Annotated in this window: 14 protein-coding genes; 4 read left to right on the forward strand and 10 right to left on the reverse strand. The window is 67.3% G+C overall.

Features of this window, described 5'->3' with window-relative positions; genetic code table 11:
* Window positions 1-6 precede the first annotated feature (6 nt).
* The gene (locus ACGFNJ_RS04715) at window positions 7-243 is read right to left on the reverse strand and encodes a DUF6461 domain-containing protein (protein WP_393443316.1); all 237 of its coding nucleotides are present in this window, start codon (window positions 241-243) and stop codon (window positions 7-9) included.
* Window positions 244-405: 162 nt separating this feature from the next.
* Window positions 406-1,833 carry a lipase family protein gene (locus ACGFNJ_RS04720; RefSeq protein ID WP_393443318.1) on the reverse strand — a complete coding sequence of 476 codons (1,428 nt, stop codon included), beginning with the start codon at window positions 1,831-1,833 and terminating at the stop codon, window positions 406-408.
* Window positions 1,834-2,656: 823 nt separating this feature from the next.
* Here ACGFNJ_RS04720 and ACGFNJ_RS04725 point away from each other — a divergent pair.
* Window positions 2,657-4,030 (forward strand): lipase family protein, encoded by a 1,374-nt coding sequence (locus ACGFNJ_RS04725; protein WP_393443320.1) that lies wholly within the window; start codon window positions 2,657-2,659, stop codon window positions 4,028-4,030.
* Window positions 4,031-4,121: 91 nt separating this feature from the next.
* On the opposite strand, the gene ACGFNJ_RS04730 is transcribed toward ACGFNJ_RS04725, so the two are convergent.
* Window positions 4,122-5,312, reverse strand: a complete 1,191-nt coding sequence (locus ACGFNJ_RS04730) for an NADH:flavin oxidoreductase (protein WP_393443322.1) — start codon at window positions 5,310-5,312, stop codon at window positions 4,122-4,124.
* Window positions 5,313-5,406: 94 nt separating this feature from the next.
* Between ACGFNJ_RS04730 and ACGFNJ_RS04735 the strand changes: the two genes are divergently transcribed.
* The gene (locus tag ACGFNJ_RS04735; RefSeq protein WP_393443324.1) at window positions 5,407-6,174 is read left to right on the forward strand and encodes an SDR family NAD(P)-dependent oxidoreductase; all 768 of its coding nucleotides are present in this window, start codon (window positions 5,407-5,409) and stop codon (window positions 6,172-6,174) included.
* Window positions 6,175-6,177: 3 nt separating this feature from the next.
* On the opposite strand, the gene ACGFNJ_RS04740 is transcribed toward ACGFNJ_RS04735, so the two are convergent.
* Window positions 6,178-6,816, reverse strand: a complete 639-nt coding sequence (locus tag ACGFNJ_RS04740; protein WP_393443326.1) for a class I SAM-dependent methyltransferase — start codon at window positions 6,814-6,816, stop codon at window positions 6,178-6,180.
* A gap of 137 nt (window positions 6,817-6,953) precedes the next feature.
* Here ACGFNJ_RS04740 and ACGFNJ_RS04745 point away from each other — a divergent pair, with 137 nt between their 5' ends.
* Complete coding sequence (locus ACGFNJ_RS04745; RefSeq protein ID WP_393443776.1) at window positions 6,954-8,348, forward strand: hypothetical protein; 1,395 nt, start codon at window positions 6,954-6,956, stop codon at window positions 8,346-8,348.
* A 1,348-nt stretch (window positions 8,349-9,696) separates the two neighbouring features.
* On the opposite strand, the gene ACGFNJ_RS04750 is transcribed toward ACGFNJ_RS04745, so the two are convergent.
* Entirely contained in the window at window positions 9,697-10,713 is a 1,017-nt protein-coding gene (locus ACGFNJ_RS04750; RefSeq protein ID WP_393443328.1) for a stage II sporulation protein M, read from the reverse strand.
* A gap of 43 nt (window positions 10,714-10,756) precedes the next feature.
* Between ACGFNJ_RS04750 and ACGFNJ_RS04755 the strand changes: the two genes are divergently transcribed.
* A complete protein-coding gene (locus tag ACGFNJ_RS04755; protein WP_393443330.1) occupies window positions 10,757-11,566 on the forward strand; it encodes an RDD family protein in 810 nt (269 codons plus the stop codon).
* 19 nt (window positions 11,567-11,585) lie between these two features.
* Here ACGFNJ_RS04755 and add read toward each other — a convergent pair whose 3' ends face one another.
* The 5 genes from add to ACGFNJ_RS04780 form a co-directional block, all read right to left on the reverse strand.
* Window positions 11,586-12,602: an adenosine deaminase gene (add, locus tag ACGFNJ_RS04760; protein WP_393443332.1), complete on the reverse strand. Its 1,017-nt coding sequence runs from the start codon at window positions 12,600-12,602 to the stop codon at window positions 11,586-11,588.
* Window positions 12,603-12,667: 65 nt separating this feature from the next.
* Window positions 12,668-13,963, reverse strand: a complete 1,296-nt coding sequence (locus ACGFNJ_RS04765; protein ID WP_393443334.1) for a DUF58 domain-containing protein — start codon at window positions 13,961-13,963, stop codon at window positions 12,668-12,670.
* A 3-nt stretch (window positions 13,964-13,966) separates the two neighbouring features.
* Window positions 13,967-14,953 (reverse strand): AAA family ATPase, encoded by a 987-nt coding sequence (locus ACGFNJ_RS04770; RefSeq protein ID WP_393443336.1) that lies wholly within the window; start codon window positions 14,951-14,953, stop codon window positions 13,967-13,969.
* Entirely contained in the window at window positions 14,950-16,059 is a 1,110-nt protein-coding gene (locus tag ACGFNJ_RS04775; protein WP_393443338.1) for a DUF4129 domain-containing protein, read from the reverse strand. Before ACGFNJ_RS04775 ends, ACGFNJ_RS04770 begins: the two co-directional genes overlap by 4 nt.
* The gene (locus tag ACGFNJ_RS04780) at window positions 16,056-16,838 is read right to left on the reverse strand and encodes a hypothetical protein (RefSeq protein WP_393443340.1); all 783 of its coding nucleotides are present in this window, start codon (window positions 16,836-16,838) and stop codon (window positions 16,056-16,058) included. The genes ACGFNJ_RS04775 and ACGFNJ_RS04780 overlap by 4 nt, the downstream gene beginning before the upstream one ends.
* Window positions 16,839-16,922 lie beyond the last annotated feature (84 nt).

Raw genomic sequence — 16,922 nt, forward strand, 5'->3', positions numbered from 1 at the left:
GCTCCTCTACAAGTGGCCTGGCGGGTTGCGACGAGCCCACGGCGGTAGTGCGTCGAAGGTGATCTGCGCACCGATCCGGTCCATGAACTCTCGCGGCGTGACGCCACGGACGAGGGTCGAGCAGTACGCATGGAACAGGCCGTCGCCGAGGATCCAGTCGTAGTCGGCGGCAACGGCATTCGATCGTCCCCTGCGCCGCTGTAGTCGCGGCTGGCCGCCGGAGGTGGCTGGTTGTGCTGTCATCACGGCCTTACATACCCAACGGTCCGCTTGTTCGGACCGTTGGGCTCATCGACAGCTGCGGGTGGCCCGTTAGTTCAGCCGCCTAATTTTTCGATCATTCCGCAGCTGAGATGCCGGAAGCCCGGTCCAGGTGGACCGGGCTTCCGGGGTGGGGGCGTGGGGTCAGCGGCTGCCGATGGGTTGTTGGAGGATCCCCCCGAGGAGGTTGCTCACGCCGCGCAGCCAGACCGGCCAGGTGGCCGGGTCCAAGGCCATGGAGCCTTCATCGTGGATCGAGCAGCCGGATTCGACTGGGACGCCATTGAATCGGTCCTGTAACCAGACCAGGACGCGGGGCATGGAGATGATCTCCAGGGTGATGTGTTCGCTGAAGTTGTCGCGGACGTACTGCACCCGCGCCTTCGGGTCGGTGCAGTACTGGTCGACCAGTTGGTTCACCGGGCCGACCGGTGCGAACTCGTCCGGGTTGGACTGGTAGATGAACATGGGCATGTCCGGTACCGCGTGGCCGAGCCGGATCTTGTCGAAGACCTGGTTGGGAATCGGTTGGTGCAGCGGATCGGGCTCGTCGAAGAGACCGGGCAGGTTCATGAAGGGAAAAATGCCTGCCGAATAGAGGCACAGCGAGTTGCCAACGGGGATCAGTGCTTTGCCGAGCGGGTTCATGTGCTGCTGGATGTACCCCGCGAGCTCGGGGTACTCCTTGGCGACGCCGAACAGACCGTTGAGGATCAGCGCTGAGCCGAGGTTGTTGCTCGCGGTGTTGACCGTGGTGCGCAGATCGGGTTGATTACCGCCCTCGGCGACGCCGACGACATTCAGCTCGGGTGCGTAGGAGGCCTTCATCTCGGCGACGTGGCCGGTGGTGATGGCGCCGCCGGAATAGCCTGCCACGCCGACTTTGGTGTCGCGGTTCAAGCCCATCGGTGCGAAGTTTTCCACCGCCCTGATGCCGTCGAGGGTGATCCTCGCCCCGAGTGGGCCGGCGGCGAACGCGGAATTCGGACCCTCGTGGTCGGGCATCGCGACGGCCCAGCCCGCGCCTAAACCGGTCAGCGGCGCGACGAATTCGAAGGGGATGTCGAATTGTCCGGAAATGGTGCCCGGCACGGAGGCCTGCTGCAGCGCGTAGGACGCCGCACAGTAATTCGCGTTGGAATCCTCCGGGAACTGGTAGGAGAGCAGGTTTCTCGGCTCGCCCTTGTTGTCGCCGCGCGGTTTCATCACGGTTGTCACCGCCGCGATCGGTTCGTCGCGGGTGTTGGTGGAGCGATAGGACAACTGCCAGGCGTCGATGTTGAACGGGAGGACCGAGTAGAACGCCAAATGCACTTCGCGGGCGGCGATGATCTCGCCCGGCTTCTTGGCGGCGACGATATCGGCCGGTGGTGCGTAGAACGCCGGATCGAGTTCCGGCGGGGCCGGTGGAATCGGGAACGGCAATGCGGGTTGGACAGGGACGGGTGGTGCGGGAAGCTCCGGCGGTGCGGCGGTGGCGACTGCTCCGGATTGAATGACTGTCAGGATGCCCGTGAGAACCAGGGCCGCCACCATCGGTGACCGATGCTTCCGTATTGCGCTGATGCTCATGTAACCGTGCTCTTCCTTTGCTGACCGAACACCCGATGTTTCATAGAGGTCCGGCTGTTAAGTACCTAAGCAAACAGCACGGGGACACTTACTATCCACCTGCAGGAACATAAACTTTTCGTCAAGAGGTTGTGCACATTGCATAAGCTGCGACCATCGGGACGTAGCACTGTCGATGGTGGGGTAGCGCGAATCGGACGGACACCGCGAAACGGACGGGTGCGCACCTGCATCGCCCTCGGCCGGTTCGAAACCGGATGAACTGGTGCGGTTCTCAGACCTGCGCGACTGGTGTCGCACGCGATACTCCGTCATATCTCCGGCGGAAACTCCGCCCCGGATGCAGGAATTGATGGTCGCTCTCCGCGAAAAAGGCGATGGCTGCGGATGATCCAAGTGCTCGCTTATTGCTCTTACCCACGGACTCGCGTCAGAAGGTCCAGGCGTGTGTGGCGGGATCCTCCTTGCGCGGCTTGATACTTGGCCGCCGGAGACCTCGCTTGCGCTGGTGGACAGCGAGATACCGGACACTCCTGGCACGAGACATGCCGTGATTCGTTCGGGATTTTTGCCTGATTTTCAGCGAAAACTCAGGAATTGCCGGTTCGTTGCGCAATGTCGCTCTCGTCTAGCGCTATGCTCGCCGCGCTACTTATCCCCGAATCCAGCGTTTCTCAAACGCTTGCGCGCCACTTCGGCCGCGGCCGCGGTCTGTGAATGAGGCGCTGTTCGTGGAGTTTCAGGAATGTCATGCATCTCCGACTGCGAAGGATCGCGTATGAAGATGTCCCAAACACGGCATCGTCGATATGGACGAACAACGATGTTCGCCGCAAGCGTCGCGGTGGTTTTTCAAGTGGCAGCAGCAGGCTTTGCCGCAGCGTGCCCTTGCGATGGTGGCAACTCGGCCTATGTGCCAATTCAGCCCGCACTCACCCCGCCGGCAATGCCTGCGGAGGATCAGCGTTTTCTGAATCCGCCGCTGGACGCGTTTATCAACAAGCAGCCGGGTGAGATCATTGCCGCCCGCGAAGTTCGCCCTGCGTTCGAGTCACTTATTCAGCCGGATGTCGATGCATGGCAGCTGTCGTTCCGTTCGACGAACAGCAAGGACGAGCCGATCGCCGCGGTGACGACGGTGATGAAGCCACGCGGTGGCAGCCCGTCCAATCTGTTCTCCTTCCAGGTGCCGGAGGACGCCGTCGCGGCCCACTGCGCGCCGTCCTACACCACTCAGGTGCTGGCGCTTCCGCCGAACTATGCGGGCACGATCGGCCCGAACTTCATGCTCCCCATTGCCCTTTACGCGGTCACCAAGGGCTGGGCAGTGTCGATTCCGGACCACGAGGGCTTGCTGTCCGCGTTCGCTGCGGGCCCGCTGTCGGGACGGATCACCCTCGATGCCGCCCGTGCGACAGAAGACTTCAAGCCGATGAACCTGCCCGGTCGCGACACGAAGATCGCCCTGTGGGGTGACTCGGGCGGCTCCATTCCGACCATGCACGCTGCCGAACAACGCGCGTCCTACGCGCCGGACCTGAAAGTCGCCGGCGTTGTCTCCGGCTCGACCCTGTCAGATCTGCGCGACATGGTCGACTATCAGAACAACGGGGCTGTGGCCGGTACGGTTTTCACCGGCATCCTCGGCGTTGGCCGCGAGTACCCCGAAATTCAGTCGTACATGGATCAGCACATGAACCCGCTCGGCCAGGGGCTGCGATCCGTGCACAGCAACGTATGCCAGGGCTGGTCGGTCTCGCTGTTCCCCGCTCTGAACATCAAGGGGCTGTTCGACACGCCGGACTTCACGCGTGAGCCGCTGCCGTCGCAGATTTTCGACAAGATTCGTCTGGGGCATTCGACTCCGGACATGCCGACGTATATTTTCCAGTCGGCCGGTGACTGGATCGTGCCCGCCTATGCGACCGACCGATTGGTGAACGGCTATTGCAAGGACCCCGACGCGCAAATCACGTATCGCCACATCACCGTCGGTGAGTCCTACACGCAGGCCTTCTTCTCTGTGCCGGGGACGTTCAACTGGCTGCAGGACCGGTTCAACGGAGTTCCGGCGGGTGGCTGTAATACGGCGGCTGTCGGGGCAATCTCCGAGGAAGGTTCTCCCGAGATGCAGCAGTGGCTCGATATCGCGGGCCCGAAGCTGACCGCCGAGGTCAAGGCCAAGCGCGGCTACTGATCGACAAGTAATCAGGGCAGTCGGCGCCATGCCGACCAAGTCCGAGAGAAGGCCCGGTCCATCAGGACCGGGCCTTCTCGCTGTGCATGCGCTATCTCGTTGCCGCCGAATCGGATACCGGTGTTGTCAATACACAGCGCGTGCCCTGATAGATCGTCGGCATGCAGCGATTGCAATGGGTGCACCGGGTTTCGGCGGCCGCGTCCGCGCGCATCCGGTTGACCAGTCCCGGCTCGTGCAACAGCGCACGGGCCATCGCCACATATTCGAACCCGTTGGCCATCGCGGTGTCTACCGCGGCCCGCGAGGCGATACCACCGAGCAGCACCAGCGGCAGCGCGAGCTCGGCACGGAAGCGCAGCGCGGTATCGAGCAGGTAGGCCTCGTGATACGGGTAGCTGCGCAGGAATCGGCGCCCGAACAAACGAATACCCCAGCGCTGCGGGGGCGGGAACTGGGCGGCGAACTCGTGCAGCGGCACCTCGCCGCGGAACAGGTACATCGGGTTGAGCAGCGAGCTGCCGACGGTGAGTTCCAGCGCGTCCAGCGCGCCGTCCTGCGCGAGCCACTGTGCGACGGACAGGCTTTCGTCGATGCCGAAGCCGCCGCGCACCCCGTCGTCCATGTTGAACTTCGCGAGCACCGCGATGCGGTCGCCGACCGCCGTGCGCACCGCGTCCGCGGTCTGCCTGGCCAGGCGGGCCCGGTTCGCCAGTGTGCCGCCGTATTCGTCCGTGCGTGTGTTCAATGCCGGGCTGAGGAACGAGCTGATCAGATAGTTGTGCCCGAAATGCAGTTCCACGGTGTCGAATCCGGCCTCGACCGCGATCCGGGCCGCCTCCGCGTGCGCGGTGACGATCCTTCGGAGGTCGGCGCCGGTTGCCGACCGGGTGATCCGCAGGCTGAGCGGACTGAACTGCCTGCTCGGTGCGAGCGCGGTCGCACGATTGGAGGCCGCGTTCGCCACCGGGCCCGCGTGGCCGAGCTGGGCGGAGACCGCGCCGCCCGCCTCGTGCACCGCGTCGGTGAGTCTGCGCAGTCCGGGGACGGCCTCGGGCCGCATCCAGATCTGGTGCCGATCGGTCCTGCCCTCGGGCGCGACCGCGCAGTAGGCGACCGTGGTCAGCGCGGCGCCGCCCTCGGCGACCTTGCGATGGAAGTCGATGAGTGCGTCGGTGACCAGCGCGTCCGGGGTGCGTCCCTCGAACGTGGCGGCTTTGATGATTCGGTTGCGCAGCCGAATCGGCCCGAGTGCGGCCGGTTGAAACGCGTCGTTCGGCATCTGCCCAGACTAGAACGTGTTTCAGTTTGATGTTCGGAGAATGAGGTACTGGAACCGGCTGCGCGCACAATGAGAACCTGTTCTAATTCTTGGCATGCGCAGATATGACGGCCGCCGCGTGGTGGTGACGGGAGCAGGCTCCGGCATCGGGCAGGGCATCGCCCTCCGGCTGCTCGACGAGGGCGCCCAGCTGGTCGCCGCCGACATCGACGAGCCCGGCCTGGCGACGACTGCGGAAAAGGCGGGTGACGCCGCCGACCGACTGCGGACGGTCACGGTGAACGTCGCGGACCCAGCTTCGGTCCGCGCGGCGCTCGAGACGGCGCTCGACTTCCTCGGCGGACTCGACGTGCTGGTGAACGCGGCGGGCATCCTGCGCCCGGCGCGCACCCACGAGATGCCGCTCGAGGCCTGGAATCAGGTGATCGGGGTCAACCTCACCGGCACCTTCCTGGTGACCCAGGCCGCGCTGCCCGCGTTGGTCGACACCGGACACGGTGTGGTGGTGAACCTTTCATCGACCGCGGCCTTCAGCGCCGCGCCGTATCTCGCGGCCTACGCGGCGTCCAAGGGCGGCGTGAACGCCTTCACGCACGCGATCGCGCTGGAATACGCCAAGCAGGGGTTGCGCGCGGTGAACATCGTGCCCGCGGGCATCACCAGCGGCATCACCACGAAATCGATTCTGCAACAGCCGGAAGGCTTCGACCCGAAGCTGTTCTCCCGGATGACCGGGTGGCTCAACGGCGGTGCGCTCGGCAGTCCGGAGGACATCGCGGGCGTGGTCGCGATGGTCGCCTCGGAGGACGGTCGCTACATGACCGGGACGGAGATCCGGATCGACGGCGGCGCGCTGATGTGACCGTTACCCGGGCGTGGCAACCAGCAGATGATGCGGGATCGGTGGCTGTGGCAGTTGCTGGTGCTCGACCGTGCAACCGGCCTTCTCCAGCGCGGCGATCACGTCCGCGACCGGGCGCAGGGTGAAGCCGTAGGCGGTGAACGGCAAGGTCGCCATGGTGTCCGGGTCGCCGATGCCGATCACCAGGCGCCCGCCCGGCCGGACCACCCTGGCGAGTTCGGCGCAGGCGGCGTCGAGGTCGGGCACGAAATACACGGTGTTGACGGTGATCGCGGCGTCGAGGCTGTCGTCGCGCAACGGCAGGGCGGTGAGCGAGCCCTCGGCCAGGCGCAAGCGATCGTTCGCGATGTCCGCGGCGTGCTTGGCGCGGGCACGAGCCAGCATGTCCGGCGAGATCTCGACGCCGTGCACGACGCCGGTCTCGCCGACCTGCGCGAGCAGCAGCGAAAGTCCCGCGCCGCCACCGAATCCGATGTCGGCGGCACTCGCGCCCGCGGTGAGCGCGGTGGCCGTCACGGCTCCTTCGATGGCGCGCTTGTTGCCGCGGTTGAGGAGGAAGGCCACCCCCTTGCCGAGCACGCCGTGTGGATTGCCGAGTTGACCGGCCAGCGTGGAGAACACGCGAGCGCGCACACCGTTCATGGCGTCATCGTAGCCACCGGGCCGCCGGGATTTGGATCATCAATGTTTCGAATACTGTGCCGTGAGCGTTCGTTTCGGTTCGATCGGATGCTGTGTTGCCGACCCGAAAGAACGCTGTGCGTACACCTTTGATTCTCATGGCCGCCTGTGTGGCGGCGCTGTGCATCGGCGGGTCTGCCGGAGCGACAGGGGAGTGGGGGCCGCTGGCGCCGCCCAACCCGTACCTCGGGCCGATCGGCACCGCGACGATGCACGGGGACGCCGGATCGTCGGACGCCACGCCACTCGCCGGGCCGGGTGCGCGCGCCGTGTCGGTCACCGGGTATCCGCTGGCCGCGGCGTGCCCGACCCTGCTGGAGGGCTCGGACAATCTGGTGGTCGCGCTGTGCACGGCGATAGTGGGCCAGGCGCCGGTCGTGTACCTGATCGATCCCGCGGACTCGGCGCCGATCGGGTATCCGCTGGCCGCACTGCCGCTGGCCAAGGGCAGCTTGCTCGGTGGCGTGTACGCCTACCTGGACAATCAGGATCGGCTCGTCGTCGTGGACGGCAACAACCGGCTGCTTCGCGTCGGGCACGAGCGGGGCGCGGCGGGCGCGTGGCGATTGGTGAGTACGGAGGTCGCCGATCTGTCCGCGGCGATTCCGGTGGGCGACAACGTGACCGGGCTGGTGCCGGATTGGTCGGGAAACATCTGGTTCGCGACCGGCAAGGGCGTTGTCGGACTGGTCGGACCGTCCGGGCAAGCGGCCACCGTGGCCTTGCCCGCCGGAGAGCAAGTGGCGAACAGCATTTCGGCTGCGCCGAGCGGGCGGATCGCGGTCGCCACCACCCATGCGCTCTACGAGTTGCGCGCCGATGCGTCGAGTCGGCCCGAGGTGCTCTGGCGGGCGGCCTACCCGCGTGGCTCGGCGCGGAAGCCGGGTCAGCTCAGCTGGGGCACCGGCTCGACACCGACCTACTTCGGGCCGCGCACCGGCGCCGACTACCTGACCATCGTCGACAACGCGGACGGCCAGGTCAACGCGCTCGTGTTCCGTTCGGGAACCGGGCAATCGGTGTGCACGCAGCCGGTGCTGGCGAACGGCGGTGCTGGGAGCGAGAATTCGCCGATCGGCGTCGGCCGGTCGATCGTCGTCGCGAGCACCTACGGGTATCCGTATCCGGCCGTGCCCGAAGACGCTGGGCCTGCGGTGCCGCCGACCGCGCCGTTCCTCGGCGGCATGACCCGGGTGAATGTGGATGACGCCGGTTGCCATCCGGTGTGGGAGAACACGGTGCGCAGCGCGGCGGTTCCGCACCTGTCCACCGCCGATGGTGCGCTCTACACCGTGACCAGACTCGGGCCCGCGAACACCACTCCGGTGGACGGTTATGCGTTCACCGTGGTCGATCCGGCGACCGGTGTGGTCACCGCGAGCCACTCGCTGCCGGGCACCATCGTCGCCGACCCGCTGCAGACCTCGCCCTTGATCACCCATGGCGGTCAGGTGCTGCAGGGCACGATCACCGGAATCCTGCGCATCGGCTGAGACCGGCGGGAACTCCCAGTCCGGGTGCGGTCGTCGGCATCTCGCGGCGCGACGGGTGGATGCCCGTGCCGCTCAATCGAGTTCACGGTTTGTGCACAGGCGAGCGCTTGTGGATAAATCTGTGCGCTGCTCGAGGAGCGATGCGCCACTGCCATCGGTGATTCGGCGCCGTGTGGGCGCGATAGTGCGGCGCGCTTGGCTGCGCAGCAGCGCATTTCACCTGTGGATGGTGCTGTGTGTTGTTTCGGGATGGCCGAGTGCCGTTCATCTGTGCGTTGCCGGCCTGACCTCGAGCATTGCGGCACAATCGACTCCGAACGGCCTGGCTTACGGCTGTGGATGCGCGCTGTGTCGGTAGGCGAGGTGGTTCGCGAAACCTGTTGATGCACCGTCGCCTTTGTGGATGATTCCGCGGTACCCAGGTGTGGACATCGATCCGACCGAGTGATGGCGGCAGCGGCGCCAACAGGGTGTGCTGATGCTGTGCACAGCGGTGGACTACTGGTGACCCCCAGCCTGTGGACGGGCGTCGAGGACGTTAACACCGGTGGCCTGGATGGCTATGTGGCGGCGGCGCGGCAGGCTCCGTGATACCCGCTGTGCCTGCGGTTTCGGAGCATGCGTGCTGCCCTCCGGCGTGTTGCAACGGCGTGTCTAGGTTGGGGACAGGTTGCCGCCCTGTCGATTTCGCGGCTTTCGCCGCATCCCGAGGCCAAGTGAGGCGAAGATCACACCTCTGCTCGGGGTTGCGGTCGAGGTGCTGAACGGCGCCTGGCAAACCTCGGCGAGGGCCACCTTTGTGTGTCTGGTTATTCCCGATTCTGACATGACACATGCATGTCTTCGGGTGGTCCTAACAGGTCTGCATCGTGTTAATTACGTCGTAAACAAACCTCAGGTCGCTTTTGGATCATCCATCATCCAGCTATCCCGTTTTGTAGAGATGAATGCGCAGGTAGAGGCCTACGTTGCTGTGCCATGGAGTGATCTACGTTGGCATGGCAGCAAATCGCTTTGAGAATGTTTGTTACATCCCGGAGTGGATATAGGCGGACCTGCGGATTCCTTCGATCGCCGACTCGCGGAGTGATCAAATCGGACGCCGCGGCGGCAGCCACAAGTTAGCTGGGAGAGTGAAAAATGATGCGCCCACATGGGTTTGCTGAAGCGCTGCTTTATACGCTTGACACGAGCGACGAGGGTTGCATCGGCATAACGATTGTGTAGAGTCAACGGCAACGCTGGCCGCAGCTGAGCACGACTCGCTGCGGCCAGCGGAACTCAAATGGGGGAGTTCGAAACCAAACCGTGACTCGGCGTTGCTGTCGATTGTCCGAACGCACTCCGCTCAGCGGATGCCCAAGGTTGTCTGCGAACCCTCCGGTGCCACATCACCCGTCACACCCCGCGCCCGTTCGGCTTGCTCCGACACCACTCGGCGACCCACCCCGAACACATAGACCAGGAACAACGCCTCCGCGGTGAACCCGATCGCGATCCGCACCGGGGCGGGCAAGGCGCTCGGGGTCACGAAACCCTCGATGCAGCCGCACACCAGCAGCACCCCGACCAACCCGAGCGCGATCGTCGCGGTCGCCCTGCCCTGCCGCGCCACCGCCTCCACCCGGCTCAATCGACCCGGATCTATCAGCGTCCAACCGAGTTTCAGCCCGGCGCCACCCGCGACGAACACCGCGGTCAGCTCCAGCGTGCCGTGCGGCAGGATGAAACCGAAGAACGAATCCAGCCGTCCCGCCTCGGCCATCAACCCCGCGGAGACGCCGAGATTCAGCGCGTTCATGAACAGCAGATACACCGCAGGCAGGATCAGCACGCCGGTGAACAGCGCGATCGCGGTCACCCACGCGTTGTTCGTCCACACCTGCGCGGCGAACGCGCCCTGCGGATGCTCGGAGTAATAGGACTCGAACGCGCCGCCGCGCCCGGTGATGTCGCTGGTGTCCGCCGGAATGCCGAGCACCGTCCGCGCCGAATCGAACTCCGCCACCCAGACCGCAAGCCCGGCCGACACCAACAGGAACACCGCAGCCACGCTGACCCACCACGGCCACGACCGATACAGCGCGGCAGGGAAGGCGTGCGTCCAGAACCTGCCGATCTCCTGCCAGGCATCGGACTTGCTGCCGAGCACCCGGCCACGCGCCCGCGCAAGCAGCGCGCTCAAGCCTGCGATGAGTTCCGGATCGGGGCTGTGCGACTGCAACCTGGCCAGCTGCTGGGACGTGCGCCGATACAGCAGGACGAGCTCATCGGCCTCCTCGCCGCTGAGCTTGCGCCGGGAGGCCAGGTAATCGAGTCGATCCCAGGCCCTCCGGTGTGCATAGCTGTACGCGTCAACATCCATTGGCTTGCCTCCCACTACCGCCGGTCGGAAGAATGCTATCCACATGGCTGAATTCACCACCGGCGAAGCGGTCGCTCTCGAGCTGCCGATCGCGCGGATCCCCACCAGAGCCACCGCGTTCCTGATCGACGTGGTGGTGCAGGGCACGCTTGCCTTCATGCTGCTGTTCCTGTTCGTCGCGATGATGCTGCCCGCGGGCGCGGACACGGCATGGCTGCAGGTGGCCGTGCTGGTCACCGTCGTCGGCGTGCTCGTCGGCTATCCGGTGACGTGCGAAACCGTGTGGCGCGGCCGGACATTGGGCAAGCTGATGCTCGGGCTGCGGGTGGTGCGCGCCGACGGCGGGCCCGTCGACTTCCGGCATGCGCTCACCCGCGGGCTGGCCGGTGCGATCGTCGACTTCTGGATGCTCGGCGCGTTCGGCGCCGTCGCGGTGGTCACCTCGCTGTGCTCACCGAACGCGCGCCGCGTCGGCGATGTGCTGGCAGGCACGGTGGTGGTGCACGCGCAGCGGGCGCTGCCCGCGCCGCTGCTCGCGACCGCGCCGCCGTGGCTCACCGGATGGTCGGCGCAGTTGGAGCTGGCCGGGCTGCCGGAGGATCTTGCCCTCGCGGTGCGTCAGTACCTGAGCCGGTTCCGCACGCTCACCCCGGCGACGCAGCACGAGCTCGGCAGTGCGCTCGTGGTCGCGGTGTGCACGCGGCTGCAGGTGCCGCCGCCGCAGGGGTATCCGCCGTTGCAGATCCTCGGCGCGATCATCGCCGAGCGGCAACGCCGGGTGCTGCCGCCGCCGATGTTCCCGGTCTTTCCAGTCGCGCCGATGGCGCCGTTGCAGCCGCAGGTGGGTTGGTAGCGGTCGGGGCCAACGGTTCTCAGCGGTGGGCAGCGACGTAGTCGTCGATCTCGCGCAGGAACAGGTCGAGCCGGGCCGGGGTGATCCACGAGGCGCGGAACGAGTTCTTCGCCAGCGCGACCAGCTGATCGATGTCGAGGCCTGCGTGCTCGGCAAGGGCCAGGTAGTTGTCTGCCGCATAGGCGCCGAAGTACGCGGGGTCGTCGCTGTTGACGGTCACCGTGAGGCCGCGGTGCAGCAGGGCGACGATCTCGTCGGACTTCATCTGGGTGGTGACGAACGAGTTCGAGACCGGGCAGCAGGTGAGCGCGATGCCCTTGGACTTGGCCAGATCGACCAGTCGGTCGTCCTCGACGATGTTGGTGCCGTGGTCGAGCCGATCGACGACGATGTCCTCCAGCGCCTGCCTGATGTGTTCGATCGAGTCCTGCTGGTCGATATCGCAGTGCATCGTCAGCAGGAAACCCTCGCGCCTGGCCCTGGCGAAGACGGCCGCGAACTTGCTCGGCGGGTTCCCGCGTTCGTCCGAGTCGAGCCCGACACCGATGATCCAGTCGCGGAAGGGCAGTGCCTCGAGCAACGTCGCCATCGCGTACTCGGCCGAATAGTCGCGCAGGAAGCAGAGGATCAGCTCGGCCGAGATGCCGAACTCGCGGCGGGCCTGCACGATCGCCGACCGATATCCGGTGATCACCGTCGCGAACGGGACGCCGCGGCCGGTGTGCGCCTGCGGGTCGAAGAACATCTCGACATGGCGGATGCCTTGCGCATGCGCCTTGGTCAGATAGTCGAAGGCCAGGTCGTGGAAGTCCGCGGACTGCTGGAGCACCCGCATGGCCGGGTAGTAGACCTGGAGGAACGAGGTCAGATCGTGGAACTGATACGTCTGCTTGACCGCGTCCACCGACTTCTCGGCCAGCGCGATCCCGTTGCGCTCGGCCAGCCGGAACTTCAGTTCCGGCTCCAGCGTCCCCTCCAGATGCAGGTGCAACTCGGCCTTCGGCAGGCCGCGGACGAACGACGCAAGATCAGCCATGGCTTCCATGATGCGCTCCGGTGGGCGTCGCCGCGGGCGTTCCGCCGGTGGTCTCCGGTCCGGACCTACATCGTGCCGGACTGCTTGAGTTCCAGGTATTCGTCGGCGAGGGCCTCCGGGAGGTGGCCGGGGGAGGCGGCGACCACGGCGATGCCCTTGCGGCGCAAGGATTCCTGAACCAGGGCGCGCTCGGCCAGGATGGTTTCGGCGGCGGCCGCGGGGTAGAGGTCGGCGCGGGTGGTGCGGCGGGCGGCGGCCGCGGCGACGTCGGGATCGGTGACCGAGACGATGAGGACGCGGTGGCGCTGGGCCAGCACCGGGAGCACCGGGAGCAGGTTCTCCGCCACCGCGGCGCCGTCGAGGCTGGTGAACCAGACGACCAGGCTGCGGCGACGGGTGCGCTGGATGGCGGCGCGCACCAGGCCCGCGCTGTCGGTGTCGACCAGGGCGGGTGTGATGCCCGCCAGCGCGTGCATCAGCTTCAGCTGCAAGCTCTTTCCGCCGATGCCGCGTACCTCGGCGCGCGGCGCCCTGTCGTAGGCGAGCAGGTCCACCGAGTCGCCCGCGGCCGCGGCGAGCCCGCCGAGCAGCAGCGCGGCCTCGATGCTGGCGTCCAGGCGGGTGCCGTCGCCGACGCGGCCCGCGCTGATCCGGCCGGTGTCGAGCAGCATCAGCATGTGCCGGTGGCGTTCCGGGCGCCAGGTGCGGACGAGCACGTCGGTGGCGCGGGCGGTGGCCCGCCAGTCGATGGCGCGCACGTCGTCGCCTGCCACGTATTCGCGGAACGAGTCGAACTCGGCGCCCTGGCCGCGCAGGTTGGCTACGTTGCGGCCCTCGAGGTGTTGCAGGCGTTTGACTTTCGAGCGCATCAGGCGCTCGCTGCGGAACGGGGGCAGCGCGCGGACCCTGGCAGGCACGTCGCGGCGGGTCTGGGTGCCGGCCAAGCCGAGCGGGCCGATCAGCCGGACGGTCACCTGGCCTGCCACGCGGTCCCCGCGATAGGTCGGCGTCAGCGTGGTGCGGAAGCGGACCAGCGTGGCGGGCGCCAAAGCCAGGTCGTGCGTGCGGTTCTCGGCGTTGGCGCTGCCCGGCCAGTCGTCCCACACGACGCCGCGCATGGTGCGGGATCCGGTGTTCGTGGCGACGAGCTCCACCTCGGTCGAGCGGCCGAGCCGGACCGTCGTCAGCGGCACCCTGGTCAAGGTGAGATCACGCGCCCTGGCGACGGAGCCGATGTCGAAGAGCAGGCCAACCGCGAGGACCGCCGTCGCGATCAGCACCCCGACCAACGACGGCATGACAAAGGTGACGAGCAGCGCGAACAATCCCGCTGCCGCGGCAAGCCGACCGGTGACGACCACGGACTAGACCGGAACCGGGACCGAAAGCAGCAGCGACGACATGACGCCCTCGGTGGTCACGCCGTCCAGCTCCGCCTCGGGCCGCAACTGCAGCCGATGCCGAAGCGCCGCCACCGCAACAGATTTGACGTCGTCCGGGGTGACGAAGCCGCGCCCGGTCAACCACGCGTAGGCGCGCGCGGCCGCCATCAGCGCGGTGGCGCCTCGGGTGGACGCGCCGTGCTGTACCGCAGGGGACATCCGGGTGGCCCGGCACAGGTCGACGGTGTACGCGAGCACCTCGGGGCTGATCGTCACCGTGCCGACTGCGGCCCGCCCTGCGGCGATGTGCGCCCGGCCCGCCACCGGCCGCAACCCGGCCGCAGCCAGGTCGCGCGGATCGAAGCCTGCGGCGTGCCGCTGCAGAATGCGGAATTCGTCGTCGCGGCCGGGCAATTCGACGTCGACCTTGAAGAGGAACCGGTCCAGCTGCGCCTCAGGCAGCGGATAGGTGCCCTCCTGCTCGATCGGGTTCTGGGTGGCGATCACGACGAACGGATCGGGCAGCGGCCGCGGCTTGCCGTCGACCGAGACCTGGCGCTCCTCCATCGATTCCAGCAGCGCCGACTGGGTTTTCGGTGGGGTGCGGTTGATTTCGTCGGCCAGCAGCAGGTTGGTGAACACCGGGCCGTGCCGGAAGGTGAACTCCGCCGAGTGCGGGTCGTAGATCTGCGAGCCGGTGACATCGCCCGGCATCAGGTCCGGGGTGAACTGGACCCTGGTGTGGTCCAGATCCAGTGCCGTCGCCAACGCGCGCACCAACAGCGTCTTCGCCACGCCAGGCACGCCTTCGAGCAGCACGTGCCCGCGGCACAGCAACGCGAGCACCAGGTACATGATCGCGTTGTCGTTGCCGATCACCGCCTTGCCGATCTCGGTGCGCAACGCCGCGAACGCCGCGCTCGCCTCCGCGGCGCTCGGCGTGTGGTTGACGTCGGCGGTGCTGGTCATCGGGTCTCCTGTGTCTGACGGGGGGCCTGTGTCTGGTGGATCCGGGGCGCTGCGGCACCCGAGACCGCGGGGCGGTGCGCCGCCTCGCCGTGTGCGTCGATCCAGTCGAGCTGCGCCGCAACGAGTTCGAGGGTCTCGGCGTCGGGAACTGGCCCGAACAGCGCCATCCCGATCTGGTTCGGGTCGGTGCCGGTGCGTGCGGCGATCGCGGCGACCAGCCGGTCCGCCGGGGTATCCGCGGTCATCCCCATGGCGGGGCGGATGCGGCGCAGCGTGGCCGCGCGCAGCTTGCCTGCGACATGTTCGTGGTCCTTCGACCGTCGATACAGCCCCGCCTGCCCGGCGAGCAGCTCGTTCGCGGCGACCTCGACCGGACGTGGTTCGCGCACCAGCGCCCCACGGCGGCGCGCTCGCCACCACACCACCACGGCGCCCGCGATCAGGAACTGCACCAGGCCGAAGAAGACCGGCGCGGGCAGCCGATCCCAGATCGCATCGCCGCCCGCTCCGAAGTCGGGTTCGCCGATATCGGGCGGCTGGTTCGGCAGATCGGGAGGTTGCATCGGTGGCGGCGCGGTCGGCGCACCGCAGGACTGCAGCACGGCATAGAACAAGAGCAGGAACGCGGCGACGCCGGCGAGGGTGGCCCAGAACTTCGGATTGCGTAGCAGATCGGGCAGGCCCGGTAGCTTCTTGCGGACCCGAGGTGACTTCTCGGGTGCGGTCACGTCCGTCGGCTCCGCCGCGGGCGGCGGTGCGGCGGCGGAGAACTGGTCGGCGTGTTCGAGCCTGCGGTACTCGTCCTCGGTGGCGCGCCTGCCGCCGTAGACGACCTCGTCGAAACTGGCAGCGGCGGGCGGCAATTCGGCGGCGACCTCGGGCTGCACCGCGCTGCTCGCATCGGCCGCGGTCTCCCGCGCGGTGCGCGACCGGCGCACCTCGAGCACGCCGCGCTGCTCCATCCCGCGCAGCACCGCGCGGAACCGTTCGCGCAGCGCACTGTCGAAATCCTGCTGCTGCGCGGCGTTTTCGGCGGCAGCGCGGTGCTCGGCCGCCGCGCCGAGGCGAGGCGGTTCCGGTGTCCGCTGATCGTCGTGCTCGGTCATCGCCGCTCCTGCCCGGGGATTCGGATGTCCGCACCTTCCCGGCGGCACCGCCGGTCGACGTAGGACACCACCCTGGTCGCCGCCTCGACGACCTCGCCGAACGCGACGATCAACAGCGCGCCGCCGGTGAGCAACACGATCACCTGCCACCGATGGGTGCCGGAGAAGTCGGAGAGGTACCACGGAATCCCCAGCAACGGAACGCACAGCAGGCCGAGCAGGAAGCGCTGCACGAACCACAGCCCCACCGTCTGCCATTCCGCCCCTGTGGCAAGCAGTTTCGCGCGGGCGACCGCGGTCCGGTGCGACGCGTGCTCGGCGAACATCACCGGAACCGCGACGAAGCGTTTGGCCCGCAGCCAGGCCACCCAGACGACGCCGAACGGAAACGTGATGATCAGCGGCACGGACAGCGCGAGGATGCCGACGCCGACGGCGGTGTAGAGCAGCTGGAAGATCAGCAGTGGTCCGATCCGCGCGCCGAGCCTGCCGAGCGCGGCGCGCCAGCCGATCGGTGCGCCCGCGATGCTCGCCAGCCCGATCGCCACCGTTGTTCCGCGCAGCACGAACCGCATCAGCCACGCGCAGCACGCCGTCGACAGGATCGCCGCCCACGCGGTGCCCGCGTCCGAGCCGTCGGTCATCGACGAGACGCCAACCGTGACGGCGACCACCAGCAGCTCGGCGAGCACGAAGGTCGCCGCGCTCAGCACGGCCAGCGCGCGCAGGTTCGCCTGGACCAGCGCGAACGGCACATCGAGCAGTTCGCGAAAGGTCATCGGACGGAAGGGCACCGTCGTTCCAGGGGACCCTGGTACCGGATCGTCTCCCGCCCCGACGGCACCTGCCGGGTCGGCGGCTGG

Origin of the sequence: Nocardia sp. NPDC049149 (assembly GCF_043197455.1) — a bacterium.
GTDB lineage: Bacteria > Actinomycetota > Actinomycetes > Mycobacteriales > Mycobacteriaceae > Nocardia.

What these genes read in the sequence shown, in the direction of transcription:
- ACGFNJ_RS04770 (WP_393443336.1), bottom strand. Translation starts at nt 14,953, where the DNA reads ATGACCAGCACCGCCGACGTCAACCACACGCCGAGCGCCGCGGAGGCG.
- ACGFNJ_RS04775 (WP_393443338.1), bottom strand. Translation starts at nt 16,059, where the DNA reads ATGACCGAGCACGACGATCAGCGGACACCGGAACCGCCTCGCCTCGGC.
- ACGFNJ_RS04735 (WP_393443324.1), top strand. Translation starts at nt 5,407, where the DNA reads ATGCGCAGATATGACGGCCGCCGCGTGGTGGTGACGGGAGCAGGCTCC.
- add (WP_393443332.1), bottom strand. Translation starts at nt 12,602, where the DNA reads ATGGCTGATCTTGCGTCGTTCGTCCGCGGCCTGCCGAAGGCCGAGTTG.
- ACGFNJ_RS04730 (WP_393443322.1), bottom strand. Translation starts at nt 5,312, where the DNA reads ATGCCGAACGACGCGTTTCAACCGGCCGCACTCGGGCCGATTCGGCTG.
- ACGFNJ_RS04750 (WP_393443328.1), bottom strand. Translation starts at nt 10,713, where the DNA reads ATGGATGTTGACGCGTACAGCTATGCACACCGGAGGGCCTGGGATCGA.
- ACGFNJ_RS04740 (WP_393443326.1), bottom strand. Translation starts at nt 6,816, where the DNA reads ATGAACGGTGTGCGCGCTCGCGTGTTCTCCACGCTGGCCGGTCAACTC.
- ACGFNJ_RS04720 (WP_393443318.1), bottom strand. Translation starts at nt 1,833, where the DNA reads ATGAGCATCAGCGCAATACGGAAGCATCGGTCACCGATGGTGGCGGCC.
- ACGFNJ_RS04745 (WP_393443776.1), top strand. Translation starts at nt 6,954, where the DNA reads ATGGCCGCCTGTGTGGCGGCGCTGTGCATCGGCGGGTCTGCCGGAGCG.
- ACGFNJ_RS04715 (WP_393443316.1), bottom strand. Translation starts at nt 243, where the DNA reads ATGACAGCACAACCAGCCACCTCCGGCGGCCAGCCGCGACTACAGCGG.
- ACGFNJ_RS04755 (WP_393443330.1), top strand. Translation starts at nt 10,757, where the DNA reads ATGGCTGAATTCACCACCGGCGAAGCGGTCGCTCTCGAGCTGCCGATC.
- ACGFNJ_RS04725 (WP_393443320.1), top strand. Translation starts at nt 2,657, where the DNA reads ATGTTCGCCGCAAGCGTCGCGGTGGTTTTTCAAGTGGCAGCAGCAGGC.
- ACGFNJ_RS04780 (WP_393443340.1), bottom strand. Translation starts at nt 16,838, where the DNA reads ATGACCTTTCGCGAACTGCTCGATGTGCCGTTCGCGCTGGTCCAGGCG.